The organism is Bacillus silvicola (assembly GCF_050524305.1).
GTDB classification, from domain to species: Bacteria; Bacillota; Bacilli; order Bacillales; family Bacillaceae_G; genus Bacillus_A; species Bacillus_A cereus_AT.
The window spans coordinates 149469-169858 of sequence record NZ_JBNGVC010000013.1; the positions used below are offsets into that span (position 1 = coordinate 149469).

The following is a 20390-nucleotide window of genomic DNA, read 5'->3' on the forward strand; positions in this document are numbered from 1 at the left end:
AGAAGTTTGCGTTTTTTATCGTATACTTTATTTTTTTCTTCACGAGCCAAATCGATTACAACATCTTTTAATAACACTTTAAAATGATTCACATTATCAAAAGTAGTAACATCAAAGTTAATTTAGAGCACATTATGGATACCTTAAAACCAGGACAGGTTTATGAAATAGTACACTTTGTTTCCACTCTTAATTTTCCCATGATGAAAAAGAGCGCTGAACAAACATCAGCACTCTTTTTCATCATCATCGTTATTTATACAAAGTTGTTCCGCTATCTCTTGCACCCGTTCCATCGTCATTCCTTCTCTAAATTCCACTGCTAGAGGATGGTCTGTCGGTTCCAGTTCAATATAAGGACGAATACCATCCGCTCGCGGATGAACCATTGTTTTTAAACTTACTGTTTCCAGCTCATATGGTAAATCAGTCGAAAGCCACCCAAACATCGGCTCTAATAATTGTTGCTTATCCCAAAATTCATTCACCTTATCAAAATTCGCTTCACTTAATGAAACCCATACACCCCATAGGAAGTGTTCATCTGTACCAATGATAGGAATCTCAATAATTCCTCGAATGAAGAAATGTTCACCATCCATCACGCATAAATCATCGTTCATTTCAAATCTATCTTCTCGTTCTTCAGGTTCAGCATCGTAATAATAAGCTGGAGCTTGGTACCCATAACTTATGGGAATTTCTTTATGATATGTACCGCAGCATCCACAAGTATACCCACTAATTTTCGTCATTCTATTCCTCCATCAGTTTTACATACATTTTAGCAAAATACTTGTAAAGCGAAAACAAAAAAAGCAAGCAATTCCAGCGATCCGCTAAAACTACTTGCTCTCCTACTTATTACCTCTATTTTTACTCTTTAATAAATTCCTTCGTACTTCTCACTGTATCAATTGGGCGAACTAATTTTTCAATTTCTTCACGCTTTGGCTCTAGGAATGGAGGTAAAGATAATTTTTCTCCAAGTGTTTCGTATGGCTCATCTCCCATAAACCCTGGGCCATCTGTTGCGAATTCAAATAAAATTTGCGGTGCCACTCGTGCGTATAATGATTCGAAGAAGTGACGATTTACATAACCAGATGAAGGAAGCCCTACGCTACCGATTCTTTCAATCCATTCTTCTAATACAGCGCGATCTTCTACGCGGAATGCAGCATGGTGCACTGTACCAAAACCTTGTTGTGCTTCAGGAAGAACTGTATTATGTTCTACAATGACAGAGGCACCGTTTCCACCTTCGTTCACTTCAAATAAATAGAATTCTCCTTCTTGAGCAATCTCTTTGAATAATAGAACTTTTTCTAACACTTCTTTAAAGAAACTAAAGTTCGCGATACGAATAAATACAGGTCCTAAACCAGTAATTGCATATTCTAATGGAACTGGACCGTTTTGCCACGGTGTACCTGATTCTATTCCTTTATCTAATTCATCAGAGATTAATTGATACTGTTGATCATCAAAATCAACGAAAGAAAGAGTTTTCTTACCAAATTGCTCTTTAATTCCTGTATGTTCCACTTCAAGACGGTCAAAACGTTTCACCCAATATGCTAACGCTGCATCAGTTGGAACTCGGAATGAAGTTTTTGAAATTTCATTTGTACCGTGTACTCCTTTTGGAACGCCTGGGAAGTCAAAGAATGTCATATCCGTTCCGGCACTCCCTTTATCATCTGCAAAGAATAAATGATACGTTTGAATATCATCTTGGTTTACTGTTTTTTTAACTAAACGCATTCCTAAAACATGAGTGAAAAATTCATAATTCTTTTCTGCACTACTTGTAATCGCTGTAACGTGGTGTATTCCTTTTAATTGGTTCATTTTCTATTCCTCCAATGGTTTTAATTTGTATTTAATAATTTTATTTTTGCTTGCTGGTCAGCGAAGCGCGTGTTTATAAGAAGTAATTAATTCATTTTACTAGTCAAGTGATAATTTAAAAAATAATTCAATGTGTAAAACGATCCGTACGAAAGTAGTAATTCCTTTCGTTACTATCACTTTACAACTCAAGTGATTAAAAAGCAAGTGAATTATCTTGAATTCGAGATAATTTTTTAATATCTCAGTATTAGTTTAAAATGCTATATGTTTTGTGGCGTAATTATTTTCGTATCTACTGGTAATAAAACCTTTTCACTCGCCAAAATAAATAGCCTACAATCAATGAACTAATCATAGGCTATTAAAATTCTTTAATAGTTAAATATCCTTACAATAACTTGTAATTTTAGCGAATAATTAATATTAGTAATTCTCCGTTTCATTAAACGATTTATTTTATATATTCCAAAAATCACTATTTATATCACTGTTATATTTATAATCCACCTTTTCTTTACCACATTTTTCGCACTTATAAATATTAGCTGTCCCAATCTGCCCTGTTTTAAAATTTTCACTATCCTGAGTTTTAATAAATTTATAATTGTGTATACATCTAGGTTCTCTTACTTTATCCATCCATTTTCCTAGCATAAAGTAATCACTCTCCTTAAAAGAATATTCCTAATACAACTCTATATTTAGAATACTCTACAAAAGATTTCCAATCAACGAACACGTTCTCTTGCCTCCCTTGCATCACATGATATGCAAAAGAATTGTTTTGTTTAAGATCCGTTTTTTTATTGACAACAGACTCTCATCCATTAGCTTTACACAAGCTAATGCAATATAAATTTTCCGTATGATTTACATCTTTTTCTCTCATTATTTCTTTCCTCATCAAGGAATAAATAATGGTTTTTAAAGCTGTTTGCAGTGTCTTCCCTTATCAGGGCAACAAAAGATGGTGTGAAAACTTAATTTCACACCATCTTTTTAAACAATTTTATTGTCATGCCACACTTAATGAGGCCATTCTATTCACAATCTTAATTATGGAAAGTTGGCTTATAGAACGAACGATTATCAAGAGCAAAGACACGCTCTGTGTATTCACCTGGTTTTGTACGTCCTAATGCGCGGTCCATCATATTCATTTTTGCATCTAAGTTGTCGATGTAGTGCAGAATTTCTGCTTCTTTTACTAATGGTGGTTTTGGGCTACCCCACTCTGCTTTTCCATGGTGGGAAAGAACGATGTGTTGAAGAATTAATACTTCTTCTGCATCGATTTGTAGTTCGTCTGCTGCTTTCCCAATTTCGTTCACCATGATAGAAATGTGGCCAAGTAAATTTCCTTCTAACGTATACGTTGTAGAAATTGGGCCTGATAGTTCGAATACTTTACCAAGGTCGTGTAAAATAACGCCTGCATATAGTAAATCTTTATCTAACGATGGGTATAGCGTAGCAATAGCTTTCGCTAAATCTAACATCGACACTACGTGATAAGCTAGTCCAGATACGAACTCGTGATGATTCTTCGTCGCTGCTGGATATTCTAAAAATTCGTTTTGGTGCTTATTTAACAAATGTCTTGTTAGACGCTGAATGTTCGGGTTTCTCATTTCAAATATGTATTGCGTAATTTTTTCAACCATATCTTCTTTTTTCACTGGTGCTTTTTCTACGAAGTCCGAGATATCTGTTACTTCATTTTCATTCGCAACACGGATTTGTTTCACACGTAATTGAATACGTCCTTTATAGTTTAGAATATCTCCAGCTACTTTAACGATTGTTTCCGCTACATATTGTTTTTCAACTTCTGGTGATACATCCCATAGCTTCGCTTCAATATCTCCACTTGGGTCTTGTAAGATTACTGTTAAAAACGGTTTCCCATTGCTTGCGAGACCTTTTGTCGCTGTTTTAATTAACAAGAAAACATCGACTTGTTCACCAACTTCATATTCTGCAATTTTCTTTTTCATTCGAATTCCTCCACCAAATCAGTTACTTTTAGTATAGCATACTACAACTCATTTTCTTTACGCTTATGCGTTAATTTTATAATCTCATTTTCTGTAAAATACGCGAGTAAATGCGCATGACATGTAAAGAAGATTACTTGTCTATCTTTCGCAATTTCCTTTATAAGTTCAATCGTTCGATTCGTCCTTATCGCATCAAAATGCACGAAACTATCGTCAATAATAAATGGATAATCATGCTCAAACGTTTTCGCTAGTGCAAATCGTAACGATAAGTATAACTGCTCCGCTGTCGCTTGGCTTAGTTCATGACTGTAAAAACGCATACCATCGTTACGTTCAACAATGAACGGCTCCGCCTCTGACGGTGAAAAGATTTTACTATATCGTCCGCCTGTTAAATAGACGAAATACTCTTCTGATTTTTGTAAAATACGCGGAAGATGCACTTCATGATAATATTGCTTCGTTTTCGTTAATACTTTCTTTGCCGCCGCATAAGCAGCCCACTTCTTCACTTGTTCGCGTACTTGCGCTTTTTTCATTTCCCGTTCATGCATTAAATCACCATACGTACTACCTTCTTCTAAATTCGCAATTTCCATACGGTGTTTCGCAATACGCTCCGTCAGTTCTTTCTCTTTCGTCAGACAGTTTTTCGCGGCGGTCATTTCTTGCTTTAACTTTTCATCATAACCGTCAGCCTCATAATGCTCAGCTAATGACAAACTCGTTAAGCGCTGTTCTAAAAGATCAATTTGAGGTAATAAACGCCTCACTTGCTTATCCGCATCTTCACGTTTTTCTGCCCGTTTACCTGCTTCTAAAAACATCTCTTCATTAGTAGAATCTGCGATATGCCATAAGCTATCTCGTTCTACTAATAGTTGTTTCAATTGCTCTTGCATGAACTCATATTCTTCTCGCCATTCCGTCAGCTTCTCTTTCAGCTGCTTACAAGTTTGGCGCTTCTCTTTCTCATTTTGCATACGACTTTGCGCCTCATGCAAATTACTATACTCCGTGCTACCGATAACAGTTTCTAGTTTATGTTCAAATTGCGAAATCATTTCATATAATGAAGATTTCCGCTCGCCTTGTTTATCTAGCTCACGATATAATTGCTGCATTTTTTCAATACGCTCAAACGCTGGCAACATGTGCGCATACGTAAAAAATTCAGGGAACATATAGCGCGTTTTATACGCATCTACTTGTTCTCCTATTTGGAAAGTTTCTCGCTCCCATTCTTCATACGATGAAACGACTTTATCATAAGCTCGTTCCATTTGCTGCAATTTATAAGACTCTCGCTCAAATAACTTTCGAATCTCTTCATCCTTTTCTAACTGATAACGAACTGTCATCGCTTCTTCACTTTGGCGCCCGCCAGCACTTTGCTGAAGAGTAAGGAGTTCTTCTTGTAATCCGCTTGATGGATCTTTATATAAAACGAGTGCTAAAACAATCCCTACAAAAACAATGACACTAATAAATAATAGCACGCGGTTATCTATAAATAGGCTCGTGAATAAAACAAGCGTGTTAATAAGAAGTAAAATAAGACAAACTCTTTGCCACTGTTTTTTCTTTTGCTTAGCAACTCCCGCTTTCTCTTCATACTTACGCTTCATTCTCTCTGCGCCCATACCGATAAACGCCGCATCTTGAAATGACTTTTCTTTCTCAACTAACGTATTTCGCTCTTCATCCGCTAACATTTGTTTCTGAATCTGTCTTATATTTTCTTCTTGCTCTTCTAATCGCTCCTGAGCCGTTTTAAAACGTTCATCTAGTTGTGCTTTTTGCGATTCTAATTCACGCGCCTTTTGCACAGTTTGCGTAATTAATTCTTTCGTCGCTAAACTTATATCAAATGAAAGAACCATCTCTTGTTCAAAAGTGGCTCCAATTTGCTGCTGTAGTTCTGCGATTTCTTCTTTTATATTCGTAATACTTCCCGTCATATCACGCATTTCTTGGCGTGCATTTTCATAAGACATGTGCTGCATACGAAGTTCTTCTACGTAACTTTCTTTTTGTAAAAATGCTTCATCTATTTCTGTGGAATCAATTTCTGATTGCACTGTTTCTATCTTTTTTTGAAGTGAATCTACTTGTACTTGGAGCGGTTCTATCTTTGCCTTTACCGCCTCATAGCGCACCATTCCGTTTACAGGAAACTGCCCGTTCTCGTTTTCTAACACTTTCTCGTGCGCACTCTTTTCAATAACGAGAGGCTCAAGCGCCGCTAATATTTCATAGTCTTGCTTTCGTCTTTCGGCTGACTCTTTTTCCGCACGAACAGAAGCAAGTTTCTCTTCACTTTCTTTTAACTGCTCGACCTGTTTTTCATACGTGCCAATCTTCCCTTGCCACTCTTTCATCTTTTCCTCAATTTTCTTCATCTCTTGCAGTGACACGTTAATTTCAGGATTACGACCACTCGGCTTAAAGCGCTGATTCATTTCTTTTTCTAATTTTTTATCTAACTGCAATAACGCATCGCTTCCGACTGCGCTTGCCGAAAATAAATAATTACCAATATCCGCTTCGCCGAGCTGATGAATATTTTGCAAACCATGCATATCAAATGAAAAAACAGAATCAAATAAGCTTTCATTCACACCGCTTAATATATCGTTTAAAATATCTTCGCCGCCAGTTTTCCCGTCTTCAAAATAAACGGTCACCGCGCCTACTGCCGTCTTTGGCAATCGTTCAATTTTTAAACGACCGTACTTTTCTGTTTGAACAGTAACTGCTCCGCCATACTTTCCGCCTTCTTTCGGTTCATAACGGCGCTGTCCTCTCGTTGGAAAACCGAATAAAATACTTTTCATAAACGAGCGAATTGTCGATTTCCCCGCTTCATTTTCACCGTATAACACCGTCAGCATTGACAGATCCATTTCCACATTTTCTAATTTTCCGTACCCATAAATATGGAGTCTTTCAATTCTCATTTCTTATCCCTCTCTTGCTGGAATAATTGCTCTAAAATAATATTTTCCGCTTCCTTTTGAATCTCTTTCTTCTCTTCTTCCGTAAAAGCTTCAATGCTATTACGCGCTACAGGAGATGTCCAAATGGTGCGCAACACTCCGTCCATATTTGTAAAAGCTTCTAACTCTTTTAGCACACTACCGACGAAATGATTTTCCTCTTTCAAACGTTCAATTTCCGCAAAAGAAACCGTCTCATTTTTCCACTTCATCGCATAAACGAAATCTTTTCGCTCTTCTCCCGCTGCTAAAATATGAAAAATCTCTTCCACGCGCTTGTCTTCACGCAAATAAGGAGAAAGTGGCCCCTGCCCTGTAAATACGACAGTTAAAAGCGTGCCTTCCTCTTCTCTTCGGCATTCATTCATCGCACTTGACGCGCTCGTCATAAGATCATCAACCGTTTCAAGCCCATCGATACTCACTTCTATCTCATCCCATACAACATCCGCCGTATGAAAAAATGAACAATGCGATCCTTGTTTCGTAAGTTCAATAAGGTACGCACCCTTCTCGCCCATTTCCTTACGATGACGCCCTTGTATATTGCCCGGATAAATAATATAAGGCTCTTCTGATAAAATTTCACGTTTATGTATATGGCCAAGAGCCCAATAATCAAACTGCTTTTCCTTCAGCTCACGAATTTGAAACGGTGCATAGCGATTATGCTCCGCATCCCCTTCCACACTTCCGTGAAGCATCCCAATATGAAAAGGCGCATCACTCATTTTCGTATACTGCGCTGTCATATTATCCGTTACCGCTTGCTGCAAATAACTAAATCCATAAATAGAAGCTAATAGCTCACCATTTTTATAAAATGACTTCTCTTCCACATAAGGCTCCGTAAACACATGAACATTTTCCGGAAACTCAATCGCTGCCCAGCTTCCCCCTAAATGATCGTGGTTACCATGAATAATAAAAATGGGAATATCGTACTGCGAAAGTCTCTTCATTTGCTCACGCACAAACACTTGCGCTCTCAAACTTCTCGTCTCCGCATCATACAAATCCCCCACTAGTAATACGAAATCAACGCGCTCTTGAATCGCTTTATCAACAATACGTTCGAACGATTCAAACGTACTTTGCTTCATTCTCTCCCAAACAGACTGTGCTACATTCATTTCCATCCCTTTAAACGGACTATCCAAATGCAAATCAGCCGCATGTATAAACTTCACTTGTTTCACAAATAACGATCCTTTCTATAGTTCAAAAGTTTCATTTTATCCGCATGAACACAAACAATAAATGCTCAATTGGTGAAAACTAGTAATAAGCAGGAAATAAAAAACTCCCCACTGATTAAAGTTTCACCTTATTGTAACACGCAATGTCATATATTTCTTTGCATATTCTAGTGATTTATGCCAAAATAGTTATAAGATTCTGATTTTTATTATTGGAGGGAATTTTCATGGGAGTATACGTTCTAACAGTCTTTGAAAAAGATGGTTCAAAAGCATTAGACGAATCATTCGAGGCGGCAACTGAAAAAGAAGCGAAAGCAAAAGGTGAATCTATTTTACAAGAAAAAGGATTGTATGAAAAAACACATCGCTGCACATCTTCTGCAGGTAAGCTCGTTTTATTCCAGCGCTAAAAAAAAGAAGCGTCATCCGCTTCTTTTTCACTCTACTATATCTTCGTCACACCACGTAAACACCACATCTAGAATGCGATTGCCGATACGTACGCGTTTATTCCATTTACCTGTTTGGATCTGATGTTGCAATTCTGCTTTCATCTTTTCCGTCCAGTCGTGAATCGTTTCACTACCGTCGTACGGATATACGCTTGGAAACTCTTCCTGCAGTAGATGCAAGCTCTCTGCATCAAAATGAAAATGGAAGAAGTAGTTTGCTGTAAGCGATGGTTCTTGCAATCGTAAAAAATGATCATCAATTTGCTTTCTATTTCTATAGAAAGTAAAGATATTCACTTTACCGCTCGTAATTTGGTCAATTTGAATTTCGTGCTTCTCTATAATCACGTCTTGCCCACCTCGTTATATACTATCCTTAGTATATATGTCTTTTGCAACAAAGTTAACCATTTTCGCGCGAAATTCATTTCCTTCATTATATTACCTGTACCTCCAAGTACAATCAGAACAAATAAAAACAAAGTTGAAGGGGAGCGATCACATGTATTTCGGAAGCAAAGGTTGGTATGTAAAAGAACTTAAAAAATTAGGTATCCGTACTTATGAAGGTAAAAAACTAGAATCATATCGTACACATGTGTTATCTAGTTTACTTGAGAGAATGAAGAAAGCTTCGGCTTAATAGATGTAGGAAGCGACTACGGTTGCTTCCTTTTTATTTACTAAATAAAAAGAAAATCATCATACCTTAACTTTTTAACTTTACCGTTATACTTCCTTGATAGAAACCGCCCATTATCAACTGAATCTCTAGTACCAAATACTCTTCCAGATAATCATTTGTATATATTTTAAATTCTCCATACTCATTAACCCGTCCGCTTCCAACATACATATCACTACTTGTTATGACAATTGTTGAATGAGGTTCTGCACGGCCCAATACACAATTATCACCATATTCCACAGAATCTATCGTTATTTTTTGATGCATATTATTAACTGAACCTATACCGTTCTTATTACACAAATTAACATCTCTTTCTTCAGCCCTCGAAAGCGCTCGATTCCTGCTAATCTTTTCTGAAGAGAAAGCAACATTCCCCAGCCAACTAAACCTATCAAATATAGTAATAGGTAGAAACATCTACGTTAACTCCCCCATTCTTCCAATACTTCCTTCACATTTTTTATCAACTACAGTCTTTTAATGAACTTACAGCAATACGTTTTATGTTGGGATAAAAGAAAACAGCTTTGATTTTCCATTCAATTTCGCACTGTTAATTTGTACAGAACACATAGAATACTGGTTTTCACCCCAGATGTAATGACAACACTACACAAAAGAAACCACGGTCCATTAAATGTAAATCCACCTTCAAATATATTAATAATAATTATGTTGCCAATTATTAAGAGAATCCATGAAATGGAATACTGTTTTCCATTTGTAATATATAAAATTTCATCCTCATAACAGACTGTAATTCCCCCACCTTGCCAAATACCAATAGCGAAAGAAAAAAGCGTAACTGCCAGTAGCTCTGCTTGTAAATCCCTAGTCATTGGCTGCGGCGCCGTATAAGTAATAATCCCTATCATCATGAGAAAAGTTATAATATCTATCCAGTTTATTTTTCTTTGTTTGCTTTGCAGCCAAAGAAAGAAAATTACTACAGGAATTAAAAGCAAAGTTTCCATTTAATTATTCTTCTTCCTTTCCTACATTAGAAACGTCTGTAATTGTAATGCAATTAGATTGTTCTTAAATCTCCCATACTTTCTGAAGCATAACATGAGAAAGAAATAAAAAAATCGTACAAAAGGGCAGGCCTATAATGTACGATTGGGCATATATAATGTTTTAAAAATGAATTAACTTCCTTTCAATAGATACAGCTACTGCTTCTGATCGGGAATTAACACCTAATTTATTGTATATATTTGTTAAATATGCTTTTACCGTTCGCTCAGCTATCCCCATATCGAATGCAATTTCTTTATTCTTATATCCGCGTGCAATAGCTTTCAGCACAAACAATTCCTTTTCTGTTAAGTTATTCCCTTCAACCTTATCAGCATGTACTTCTTTCCTTTTATACTTCACTATCTTTTCCATAATATTTGGTTGTAGTAAAATCTCACCTCGAATAGCCGCTTCCAATGTTCGAAACAAATTCTCACGATCCGTATCTTTTAGCAAATATCCTTTTGCCCCTAACTCAATTCCCTTTAACATTAATTCATCTTCGTTATAAGTAGTTAATATGATAATCGGCGTATGGTTTTGTTTTTTATTCAAAGCCTTAATTGTTTCTAAACCACTCATTTTAGGCATATTTAAATCCATTAAAATGACATCAGGTTCCTTTTTCTCTATGAAAGAAAGGGCTTCTTCTCCATTTGCAGCCTCACCTATAATTTGAAATGAATCACTCGTTTCTATTATTAGTTTCAGACCTTCTCTTACAACGAAATGATCATCCACAATTAATACGTTATACTTCATGGCTATCTCCTTCTTTATTTATAGGCACTTGAATATACACTTTCGTACCCTTCATCTTTTCACTCAATATATGTATTTCTCCCTTAATCAATCGAACACGCTCATTTAAGCCAATCAAACCATAATGTCCAGGATTCTTACCGATATATCCAGTGTCAAACCCAATTCCATTATCTTCAACTTCAATAGTAAGTTTTTCAAGATCATCGATATATTCAACTTTTAAATTTACCTCTGTTGCCTGTGAATGTTTTGCGATATTCGTTAAACATTCACTAATTACATATAAACAGTGCTCCTTTACTAAGCTTGAAATATGCGGGGGGCTTTGAATAGTAAATCTCACCTGTATAGACGTAGCCTCAGAAAAACGTTGAACCTCTTCCTCTACTGCTCCATTAAATGAATTAGTAGTATGACGCAAATCATCAATAACCAACCTTGCATCATGTAAAGTTTGTCTCGCTCTTATCATAGTTTGTTTCATGATCTCTTGAGATCGTCCTGTATTCCCTTTTTGCATATGGGCATCTATTGCTTCCAATTGCATAATTAAGCTTGCTAAACCTTGTGCTAACGTATCATGTAAATCTCTTGCCATTCGCTGCCTTTCATTAACTAATGTCAATTCTTCCACTCTCATATATGCAGATTCTAACTCTTGGATGTAGCTCTGTATACGATTACGTGCATCAAATTGCTGCTTATTAATATAAGAAAAAGGAACAATAATTGCTAACACTAAAAGAAACATAGAGATAAGAATAGCTAATTTATTTACACCATAATTGATACTAATTGCAGCACAAAATATTGCATACATAAGAGTAAAAACTGCCATTACTTTAAATATATTGTTATAAACATATAAACTTTGGGCGATTAAAATAGGAGTTAATCCAACAAAAATCGCTATCGAAGCATTTGTTGCAATAAATGCAGCCAAAAACACAATGAAAAGTTGTACAAAAAAGAAGTACAACAATTGCCTATTCTTTAATGAACTCGCATGCCAATGAAAAATAGTATGAATAACAATGACTATTGTAAAGAAAAAACTATCTATAGAGAAAATATTATTACGAAATTCTAAAAGAATTGACGCTATATATACGAGTATAATCCATAAAATAATAAACCTTCTTGGAATAAATACCACTTCCAATACATTTGTATCCAAATCTATATTTAAACTTATTTTTTTCATATCTGACCTCCACCATTACATTATACAAGATGCAACTTACATTTTGATAAAATGAAGGCTTTTACATACAGCCCGACTCCCACAAATAGCGGGGTGAGTTACTGATTCCTCTACATCCTCATTACCAAATACAAATATGAAATATTGCATATCGAAATGCATTGATGTTCATGTAAACGCTTACTATAATGGTGATATAAATATTTATTACAACTTACTATTTAAAAAAGGAGGCAATCATATGGAAATCGCAATGGCAGTTTTAAAATTTGTAGGTGGAGTAATTCCATTGGTTCAAGAACTTTTAAAAGCATTTATGTAAGATTATGATTCAGCAATTATCTATAAGAATTCTCATACAAATGATCTGTATATCAAAAACAAATTGATACACAGATCATTTGTGTGAGAAAACTTCAAACAAGAATTATATACCCTAGCAGAACAATAATGATACATCTATCTCAAGTTGGAAAAAGACGCTCACAAGGGCGTCTTTTTATTATATTAATATGTACCTAATAACTTATTTAGGAAATCAATTTAACACTCCATACAATGCTACATAATTAATATATCTTTTTAACATTTGCACAATAAAAGTCCCCTCAAAGCATAAAGCGAGCCTATTTTTCATTAATTTTTTTATATACAGCAATACCATTTTCTACGATTTTATTAAATGAATAAACGACGACTGTCTGCTCTTCTTTATTTAGTGCTACTGAAATAATCAATTAAGCTAAAAATGCTATAATTAATCCAATCAAACTAAGGGGGAACGTTTATCTTGCACAGAAAATACATTCAATTTCATGAGTTCGGTAACCCAAAAGATGTATTACAAGTTGAATATAAAAATATAGAACCATTAAAAGATAATGAAGTTTTAGTTCGTATGCTAGTTAGACCGATTAATCCATCTGACTTAATTCCAGTAACCGGAGCGTACGCCCATAGGATCCCTTTACCTAATATACCTGGTTATGAAGGTGTTGGTATTGTAGAAGATGTTGGCTCTTTCGTTTCTAAAGGCCTTATCGGTAAACGTGTTTTACCTTTACGAGGGGAAGGTACTTGGCAAGAATTTGTTACAACATCAGCTGACTTTGTAGTCCCTATACCTGATTCCATTGATGATTTCACAGCGGCACAAATGTATATTAATCCCCTTACAGCGTGGGTTACATGTACAGAAACTCTAAACTTAAAACGTAATGACGTTTTATTGGTGAATGCCTGTGGATCCGCTATTGGTCATCTATTTGCACAGTTATCGCAAATTTTAAACTTCCGGCTCATTGCAGTGACAAGAAATAGTAAACATACAGAAGAGTTACTTCAGCTCGGTGCTGAATATGTAATAGATACTTCCTCTGCCCCGCTTTATGAAACCGTTATGGAATTAACAAACGGGATCGGTGCAGATGCTGCGATTGATTCTATCGGGGGACCGGATGGAAATGAATTAGCTTTTTCCTTACGTCCAAACGGGCACTTTTTAACGATTGGTCTTCTATCAGGTATACAAGTAAACTGGGCAGAGATTGTCACGAAAGCAAAAGTGCACGCGAACATATTTCATTTACGACATTGGAATAAAGAAGTGTCACCATATAAATGGCAAGAAACGTTTCGTCACTTAATTCGCTTAGTAGAAAATAAGAAATTACGTTTCATGACGGTACATTCTACGTATGACTTAGCAGATGTGAAAACTGCGGTTGATGTTGTGCAGTCTGCTGAGAAAACGAAAGGGAAAGTGTTTTTGACGAGTTATTAACTACAATTGAAAGGTTTTTTTGATTGGCCTTTTAAATAAACTAGATAGTACTTTTAAGAGTGCATTTGTAATTATCTGGTATAATTCCTTTAAAAGGTGAAAGGAGATTCTAACATGTGGTTAATTACGGTAATTGCGCCTGTTGTAATAGTCGGAGGAATCATATTATATGTGATTGGAAGGCTTAAACATAAATATGACAACGGTAACTTAGGTAAGAAAAAATCAAAAAACGCTCAAGTTTTATTAGATAGTTTAATACCAATGGGAATGCTTTTGGGGTGTTTAATCGGTATAATTGTCGACATATTTTTCCCGGGTCACTCACTGTTTACAGTTGGTTTAGGAGCTGGAATAGGCTATTTATTTGGATTTTTTGCTTATGAAATTTATAGCAAGACAGGAAACAATTATTCATAATCCAAAAACAAACACAATTGTGGAATAAGCGAGGACAGTACATATGAGTCATATAAAATATGTGCTGTCCTTTCATTTATTCATCAACGTTATCCCCTCCCGCTCCAACTACCTAAAAAATAACATTGTCAACAGAACTTAAATTGGTTATCATAAAAGCGAATATAACAGGAGATGAGCAGATGAATATAAACGAAAAGAAATCTTTTTCAAAAGTTTCTCGACGGAAATTAGTCGATGAAGTGTTGGAACGTTTACAAGAAAAAATCTTTTCCGGCGAGTATGAAGTTGGTGATCGCCTCCCTACAGAGCCGCAATTAATGGAAGAGTTAGGTGTAGGGCGTTCGACGCTGCGAGAAAGCATAAAGATATTAGTACATGCCGGCATCTTAGAAGTTCGACAAGGACAAGGTACTCGTATTGTCTCACTAAATACAACACAAGATTCATTTGAAAAACGATTGCAAGCAGCTAATATTAATCATGTGTATGAAGCAAGAAATATGTTAGATAAAGAAGTAGCGATGTTAGCGGCACAGCGCCGAAGCGAAGAGGATCTTTTATACTTAAAAGGACATTTGAATAAAAGAAAAAATGCCCTTCAAGAAGGAAATTATGTAGCATACATAGATGCAGATATTCAGTTTCATCTAGCAATTGCAAAGGCGAGCAAAAACGAAGTTCTACTTGATTTATATCAATCTTTCGTACCTGCCCTTCGCCACATTTTAAGCCAATTAATATTAAATACAGTGAACTATGAAGATAACTCTGACATTCATGAAAAGTTATTCCAAGCTATTTTTAAACAAAATGCCGAAGAGGCACGAACATACGCCGTTCAAAATTTGGAGCTGAAATAAGCTCCTTATATATTACACTCAAACATCAGATGATATACTCAATAACGTCTGATGTTTAAGAGGGGAGAAAATTAAATTGAAACATCAAGGACGAACTTATTTGTATATACTAGCACTATTTTTTGTTTCCATTAATTTACGTATCGGAATTACATCTATTTCACCTTTATTAGAAACAATCCGACAAGACTTAAATATAAGCAATTTTTCCGTTAGTTTTTTAACAGCTATTCCTGTGTTTTGTATGGGGACATTCGCCTTACTGACTGGGAAGGTAATTAAAAAATATGGGGCAGAAAAAGCAATTATGGCTTGTCTTATTTTAATTGGCTTCGCAACATGTATGAGAGCTTTTACCTCTTCCATTTCCACATTATTCGCGAGCTCTTTATTTATCGGTATTGGGATCGCACTTGCAGGTCCGTTACTATCAGGTTTTATTAAAGAAAAATTCCCTACGAAAATCGGCTTAATGATTGGAATATATTCAGTAGGTATGGGGACAGGCGCTTCTTTAAGTGCAGGATTAACGATTCCTTTACAACATGTATTAAAAGACGATTGGAATATGGCACTCGCTTTTTGGGGGGGGACTTACTATTATCGCTATTCTATTTTGGTATCCGGTTATGAAACGAAAAAAGAATACGAGTACACAAGATAAAAAGAATAATAGTTTACCTTTAAGAAATAAAAAAGCATGGTTGTTCACAATCTTTTTCGGACTACAATCAGGAATCTTTTATTCCATTACGACGTGGCTTGCGCCAGCAAATCAAAGTATGGGTGTCAGTAGCGAACAAGCTGGTACTCTTATAACTGTTTTTACAGTTGTTCAAATGATATGCAGCTTTTTAATTCCAACATTAGCGGATATTTATAAAAACCGAGCACTTTGGTTATTAGGGAGTATATGCTTCGTACTCGTAGGTTTATCGCTTATGATTTACCCACTAACTACACCATGGATCCCTTCTATTTTACTAGGTATCGGTCTCGGCGGCGTATTCCCACTCGCTCTCATGCTACCGCTATATGAAACAAAAACTTCAGAAGATGCGAGTGCATGGACTGCTATGATGCAATCAGGAGGATATATTATGGGCGGATTCATTCCTGTCTTAGCAGGAATCGCTCGTGATTATTTTGATGGTTATACGCAAGTTTTTATTATAATGGCACTTTTAAGCTTAATTTTGTTCATTTTAACTTTAGTCATGAGCAAAAGAAAGATAGAAGTGAAAATAGCTTAACTGAAAAACAAAAAAATCCCCTTAAAGCATAAGCTTCAAGGGGTGAGCCTGTTTTTATTTACTTATATACGTACAGCTGTACCACTTACAGCAACCATTAACATTCCATCACGAACAACTTCGTAATCTACGTCAATACCAACGATAGCATTCGCACCTTTTTGTTTTGCAAGTTCTTTCATTTCATCCATCGCAATATCACGTGCATCTTTTAATTTACTTTCGTAAGCACCAGCACGACCACCGACAACATCACGAACTGAAGCGAATAAATCGCGGACAATATTTGCACCCATAATAGCTTCACCATTTACAATATCAATATACTCAATAATTTCTTTACCTTGAATTCCAGACGTTGTTGTTACAATCATGACTGACACTCTCCTAATAACTTATAGTTTTTTGATTAGCTTTCTTATGTCTTTATTATGACATGGAAAAAGTATCTAATCTATTGAATTACCTTACATGAATGTGACAATTTTGTAAGAGTGAAATATTATTCTACCTTTTCCTTACAATAACTACCTAAATTAACAGAATATTGTTATAATTAAATTAGAGGAGGAGATAAAATGAAAAAAATCACTTACATATGTGCTCTAAGTGTTCTATCTTTCAATTTAATAGGTTGTACAAGCACCTCAGCTACAGATAAAGCTTCACAAACTAAGCAAGAACATACACAAAATACATTTCAATTAAACTCCGCAAATATTACAGACATTGAAATACTCAAAACAATAAATAATACTACTTCCAAATCCCAAACAGATAACGAAAAAATGATAAAATCTATCGTTTCAGCCGTTCAAAAAGGTACCTCTAAACCAATCACATTAGATCAAAAAAAGAGAGAATCTGTGCATTCTACTATAACCGTTACATATAAAGATGACTCAAAAGAAGAGTTTCTTGTGTGGGTTGATAATAAGAAGCAAATTACGATTGCTAAAGATGAGAAGAAAGATAAAGTCGAGGGTGTGATATTGAATATTGAAGATGTTAAAATGATGAAGGATTTTTTTAAACCGTAAAAAACTAGGTTTCCCTGTGCCAATTCGTCATTGGTTAAAAAATGAAATGTATGATTGGGCTGTAACAATTATTAAAGAGAGCGAAACTGATTACTTAGTTGATAAGAACTATGTTTTAAATCTATTAGAAGCACACTGCACCGGTAAAGGTGACTATAGCCGTAAAATTTGGACAGTCTTATCCTTTATGATATGGCATCAAATTTATATAGAACACAAATTTGATACGAGCTCATTTCATGGAACTATGACAGTATAAAGTGAAGCTATAATCAGTCGGGCGTTTTTCTTTTTTAAAAAAGGACCTGCTCCATTCATGCGTAAATACATAAAGTAAATTGAATCCGTTAAAACACATGAGTGAACCTTTGTTTTTCCCCTCCTATCTAAAGGAGGAACTGTTATGGGCTTTGGTGGTAGTTGCGGCGGCGGCTTTGCTGGAGGATTTGCTTTATTAGTTGTATTGTTTATTTTATTAATCATCGTTGGAGCTGCTTGCTTCTGCTAAAAAACTATCGGAAAAGACACTCATGTGAGTGTCTTTTCTTCATGAAAAAATCTCCGTGCTAAGCAAAAAATAAAATAAGCTACCCATATGGACAGCTTATTTACATAATTATCGTTCTCGGAAATAGGGTTTTAAAAGTAATCTATCCATATTGATACTAAAATTACTACTAACAGGGCAAGAAAAAATGTTATATTTCGAATCCACTTTTGTATATCATCAAAATACCGTTCTATAAATGCAACGTTGATATAAAACATGAGAAGTACAACAAAGAAGGTAAAGTTGCCAAATTTATCGTTCAATTTTTAATTGGTAAATGTGCCCACATGAAGGAATAGTAAAGCAAACGTTACTAAGAATAGCTCAAATAACCTTTGCCTGCTCAAGCCACCATCCCCTTACAGTAATTTCCTTTCATTTCATTTTATCAGAACATAGTATGTGGCAGACTATGAATATTATATTCACACAAAGTTAACATAACGTCTCATTATGGGCACTCCAAAACCATAAATTCCTCATCAAAATACTGTTCCTTGTATTTTAAAGCTTTTTTCTCTATGCCGAATGTCTGAAACCCCATAGACTCATACAACGCCTTTGCAGGTTTGTTATCTGTTAATACAGTTAAAGTAATTTGCTCTAGGTTTAATTCTTTCGCTTTTTTTAAAGTTTCTTTTAAAAGTGCTTGGCCTATACCGGAATTTCGTTGACTAGGTGTAACATACATAGATACAATAACGCCCCTATGTTGTAGTTTTAATCGTTTTTCTTGCAATACAGTAACTATTCCTATGAGTTTATCATTCTTAAATGCTCCAAACGTAAAACTTCCTGCTGTTTCTAAATTATTAGCAACCTGTTGCATTGATTCTTCATAAGTTGTTGCAAATGCCTCTGGGTTCTCTTTTAAAGATTCCAACCTTAAATTCCAATAACTCTCTGCATCAGTTGCTTGCAATAGTCTTATAGTCATATGTAACTCCCCTTCACTTTTATTTACTTATAGAATATTAGATTCTAAGAAGTCAAATTCCTTTTGTATATTGCATACATGTTTGGTTAACATAACGTAATATTATCGGGATTCAATGTATTTAAAAGATTATTAAAAGTCCTCCAGATTGTTTAACTGGAGGACTTTCGTATTCACATAATTCTCATTAGCGGAAGTTACTCAGTCTTAAATAAATCTGATATTTGTTTAGCACAATGTTATTTAGGATTAGTTTGGGTATCACTCCAATGTAAAGACTAAATGATTTTAGTAACTAATTTTGAACTTTCTCCTATAATCTCTAGTATAGAAACGGAATAATTCGCCAAGTCTTGGACTGATATTGTTTATATTGTTCACCAAACAGTGTAATAAGAATTCTCTCTTCAATTTTTATACGATACGAATACGCAAAGAAAAATAAAATGATATTTATGATAATGGCAATGAACGAAGATGAAGATATAGCAAATCCTAAAAAGGTCAAAAAAGACCCTAAATAACCAGGATGGCGAATATATTTATATAGACCGTTTTGAATTAACTTATGTTCCCCCTGCATTCCGACATTCCTACTATAAAATCTCCCTAAGATTTTCATTGAAGAAAATCTTATCCATACACCAATGAGTCCGACAGTAACACCAAAAAACAGTAATGAATTAATCTTATTTATTGTCAAAAAATACATAATCTCTGGAATAGTGAACATCAAGGCTAAAACTACTCCGATAAAAAAACTAGAACCACGATTTTGTTTTTCTTCTTTAACAGGTGAACTTCTATAAAATTCTAATAATAAATACAAAATAATAGGTAAATATGCTATAGAAAACATAATTTTTTTCCTTTCAATAAAAGTATCTTATGATTAATTAATTAATTCATTTAAGAAAAAAAAGAACAGGACTATCCAAATTCCTTTTTGAAAAAAGTCATGCAGTATATTGAATATAGCATCAAAAACTTGCATGAGAAAATTCATTGAGCTCTTCTTTTTCCTTATTACACCATTTGGAAGAGCTGCTATGTTGTGTAATTTCGGTTGTATATCATATTCATGTAAGATTAATACAATGCCTCATTATTGGAATTCAATGTATTTAGAAACTTAGGTACAATAGGGACGGTAGCGGGAATAGATGCAAGAATCATCTTTATGGGCATTTGCGCAAATACAAAGACTGGGTCCAATAAATTAGCCGTAGCAATATGCTCTGGATTATATCTGGCCAAATTCAAGAGATTTTTTGCAATAGAACCGTATAAACAATTGATGCTCTATGATAAAATACAAGCAATGGAGAACACGCAAAATGAAAATTAGTTA

22 protein-coding genes and 4 pseudogenes are annotated in these 20390 nt (G+C 35.0%); 10 read left to right on the top strand and 16 right to left on the bottom strand.

Going from position 1 to position 20390, the window contains the following annotated elements; genetic code table 11:
• Nucleotides 1–227 precede the first annotated feature (227 nt).
• The 6 genes from ACP6L7_RS22885 to ACP6L7_RS22910 all read right to left on the bottom strand — a co-directional run bounded on the left by ACP6L7_RS22885 (nt 228) and on the right by ACP6L7_RS22910 (nt 8058).
• Nucleotides 228–755: a DUF2199 domain-containing protein gene (locus ACP6L7_RS22885; RefSeq protein ID WP_097829899.1), complete on the bottom strand. Its 528-nt coding sequence runs from the start codon at nt 753–755 to the stop codon at nt 228–230.
• 121 nt (nt 756–876) lie between these two features.
• On the bottom strand, nt 877–1854 hold the full coding sequence (locus ACP6L7_RS22890; protein ID WP_097829898.1) for a ring-cleaving dioxygenase: 978 nt from the start codon (nt 1852–1854) through the stop codon (nt 877–879).
• Between the two features lie 459 nt (nt 1855–2313).
• On the bottom strand, nt 2314–2511 hold the full coding sequence (locus ACP6L7_RS22895; RefSeq protein WP_002150116.1) for a hypothetical protein: 198 nt from the start codon (nt 2509–2511) through the stop codon (nt 2314–2316).
• A gap of 398 nt (nt 2512–2909) precedes the next feature.
• Nucleotides 2910–3854 carry a 3'-5' exoribonuclease YhaM gene (yhaM, locus tag ACP6L7_RS22900; RefSeq protein ID WP_000726646.1) on the bottom strand — a complete coding sequence of 315 codons (945 nt, stop codon included), beginning with the start codon at nt 3852–3854 and terminating at the stop codon, nt 2910–2912.
• 41 nt (nt 3855–3895) lie between these two features.
• Nucleotides 3896–6820, bottom strand: a complete 2925-nt coding sequence (locus ACP6L7_RS22905) for an ATP-binding protein (protein WP_097829897.1) — start codon at nt 6818–6820, stop codon at nt 3896–3898.
• Complete coding sequence (locus tag ACP6L7_RS22910) at nt 6817–8058, bottom strand: metallophosphoesterase family protein (protein WP_097829896.1); 1242 nt, start codon at nt 8056–8058, stop codon at nt 6817–6819. Before ACP6L7_RS22910 ends, ACP6L7_RS22905 begins: the two co-directional genes overlap by 4 nt.
• 227 nt (nt 8059–8285) lie before the next feature.
• Here ACP6L7_RS22910 and ACP6L7_RS22915 point away from each other — a divergent pair, with 227 nt between their 5' ends.
• Nucleotides 8286–8471, top strand: coding sequence for a YhzD family protein (locus ACP6L7_RS22915; protein WP_000539551.1), 186 nt, complete (start codon nt 8286–8288; stop codon nt 8469–8471).
• A 27-nt stretch (nt 8472–8498) separates the two neighbouring features.
• Here the strand turns inward: ACP6L7_RS22915 and ACP6L7_RS22920 are convergent, their stop codons facing one another.
• Nucleotides 8499–8861, bottom strand: coding sequence for a hypothetical protein (locus ACP6L7_RS22920; RefSeq protein WP_029437729.1), 363 nt, complete (start codon nt 8859–8861; stop codon nt 8499–8501).
• Between the two features lie 154 nt (nt 8862–9015).
• On the opposite strand from ACP6L7_RS22920, the gene ACP6L7_RS22925 reads away from it, so the two are divergent.
• On the top strand, nt 9016–9156 hold the full coding sequence (locus ACP6L7_RS22925; protein ID WP_000273536.1) for a YflJ family protein: 141 nt from the start codon (nt 9016–9018) through the stop codon (nt 9154–9156).
• A gap of 66 nt (nt 9157–9222) precedes the next feature.
• On the opposite strand, the gene ACP6L7_RS22930 is transcribed toward ACP6L7_RS22925, so the two are convergent.
• The 4 genes from ACP6L7_RS22930 to ACP6L7_RS22945 form a co-directional block, all read right to left on the bottom strand.
• Nucleotides 9223–9621, bottom strand: coding sequence for an Ig-like domain-containing protein (locus ACP6L7_RS22930; RefSeq protein WP_071772315.1), 399 nt, complete (start codon nt 9619–9621; stop codon nt 9223–9225).
• 122 nt (nt 9622–9743) lie between these two features.
• Complete coding sequence (locus ACP6L7_RS22935) at nt 9744–10178, bottom strand: hypothetical protein (RefSeq protein ID WP_097829895.1); 435 nt, start codon at nt 10176–10178, stop codon at nt 9744–9746.
• A gap of 163 nt (nt 10179–10341) precedes the next feature.
• Nucleotides 10342–10986 (bottom strand): response regulator, encoded by a 645-nt coding sequence (locus tag ACP6L7_RS22940; protein WP_097829894.1) that lies wholly within the window; start codon nt 10984–10986, stop codon nt 10342–10344.
• Nucleotides 10976–12193: a sensor histidine kinase gene (locus tag ACP6L7_RS22945; protein WP_097829893.1), complete on the bottom strand. Its 1218-nt coding sequence runs from the start codon at nt 12191–12193 to the stop codon at nt 10976–10978. The genes ACP6L7_RS22940 and ACP6L7_RS22945 overlap by 11 nt, the downstream gene beginning before the upstream one ends.
• A gap of 136 nt (nt 12194–12329) precedes the next feature.
• Here ACP6L7_RS22945 and ACP6L7_RS22950 point away from each other — a divergent pair, with 136 nt between their 5' ends.
• The 5 genes and pseudogenes from ACP6L7_RS22950 to ACP6L7_RS22970 all read left to right on the top strand — a co-directional run bounded on the left by ACP6L7_RS22950 (nt 12330) and on the right by ACP6L7_RS22970 (nt 16512).
• Nucleotides 12330–12515 carry a hypothetical protein gene (locus ACP6L7_RS22950; protein ID WP_097829892.1) on the top strand — a complete coding sequence of 62 codons (186 nt, stop codon included), beginning with the start codon at nt 12330–12332 and terminating at the stop codon, nt 12513–12515.
• Between the two features lie 465 nt (nt 12516–12980).
• Nucleotides 12981–13976 (top strand): zinc-dependent alcohol dehydrogenase family protein, encoded by a 996-nt coding sequence (locus ACP6L7_RS22955; protein ID WP_097829891.1) that lies wholly within the window; start codon nt 12981–12983, stop codon nt 13974–13976.
• A gap of 114 nt (nt 13977–14090) precedes the next feature.
• A complete protein-coding gene (locus tag ACP6L7_RS22960) occupies nt 14091–14396 on the top strand; it encodes a hypothetical protein (RefSeq protein ID WP_097829890.1) in 306 nt (101 codons plus the stop codon).
• 182 nt (nt 14397–14578) lie between these two features.
• The gene (locus ACP6L7_RS22965; RefSeq protein WP_097829889.1) at nt 14579–15259 is read left to right on the top strand and encodes a FadR/GntR family transcriptional regulator; all 681 of its coding nucleotides are present in this window, start codon (nt 14579–14581) and stop codon (nt 15257–15259) included.
• A gap of 70 nt (nt 15260–15329) precedes the next feature.
• Nucleotides 15330–16512, top strand: a pseudogene (locus tag ACP6L7_RS22970) (MFS transporter).
• Between the two features lie 62 nt (nt 16513–16574).
• Here the strand turns inward: ACP6L7_RS22970 and ACP6L7_RS22975 are convergent.
• Nucleotides 16575–16886: a heavy metal-binding domain-containing protein gene (locus tag ACP6L7_RS22975; RefSeq protein WP_000637505.1), complete on the bottom strand. Its 312-nt coding sequence runs from the start codon at nt 16884–16886 to the stop codon at nt 16575–16577.
• Nucleotides 16887–17090: 204 nt separating this feature from the next.
• Here ACP6L7_RS22975 and ACP6L7_RS22980 point away from each other — a divergent pair, with 204 nt between their 5' ends.
• From ACP6L7_RS22980 to ACP6L7_RS22990, 3 genes and pseudogenes are all read left to right on the top strand, one after another.
• A complete protein-coding gene (locus ACP6L7_RS22980) occupies nt 17091–17552 on the top strand; it encodes a hypothetical protein (RefSeq protein WP_097829887.1) in 462 nt (153 codons plus the stop codon).
• Nucleotides 17542–17811, top strand: a pseudogene (locus ACP6L7_RS22985) (asparagine synthase-related protein); the annotation flags it as partial. The gene ACP6L7_RS22980 and the pseudogene ACP6L7_RS22985, both read left to right, overlap by 11 nt.
• A gap of 144 nt (nt 17812–17955) precedes the next feature.
• Entirely contained in the window at nt 17956–18060 is a 105-nt protein-coding gene (locus ACP6L7_RS22990) for a YjcZ family sporulation protein (RefSeq protein ID WP_000505684.1), read from the top strand.
• A 131-nt stretch (nt 18061–18191) separates the two neighbouring features.
• Here ACP6L7_RS22990 and ACP6L7_RS22995 read toward each other — a convergent pair.
• From ACP6L7_RS22995 to ACP6L7_RS23010, 4 genes and pseudogenes are all read right to left on the bottom strand, one after another.
• A pseudogene (locus tag ACP6L7_RS22995) lies at nt 18192–18449 on the bottom strand (DUF3963 domain-containing protein).
• Between the two features lie 104 nt (nt 18450–18553).
• Nucleotides 18554–19039, bottom strand: coding sequence for a GNAT family N-acetyltransferase (locus ACP6L7_RS23000; protein WP_097829886.1), 486 nt, complete (start codon nt 19037–19039; stop codon nt 18554–18556).
• 322 nt (nt 19040–19361) lie between these two features.
• Entirely contained in the window at nt 19362–19898 is a 537-nt protein-coding gene (locus ACP6L7_RS23005) for a methyltransferase family protein (RefSeq protein ID WP_097829885.1), read from the bottom strand.
• 266 nt (nt 19899–20164) lie between these two features.
• Nucleotides 20165–20302 (bottom strand): annotated as a pseudogene (locus ACP6L7_RS23010) (alpha/beta fold hydrolase); the annotation flags it as partial.
• Nucleotides 20303–20390 lie beyond the last annotated feature (88 nt).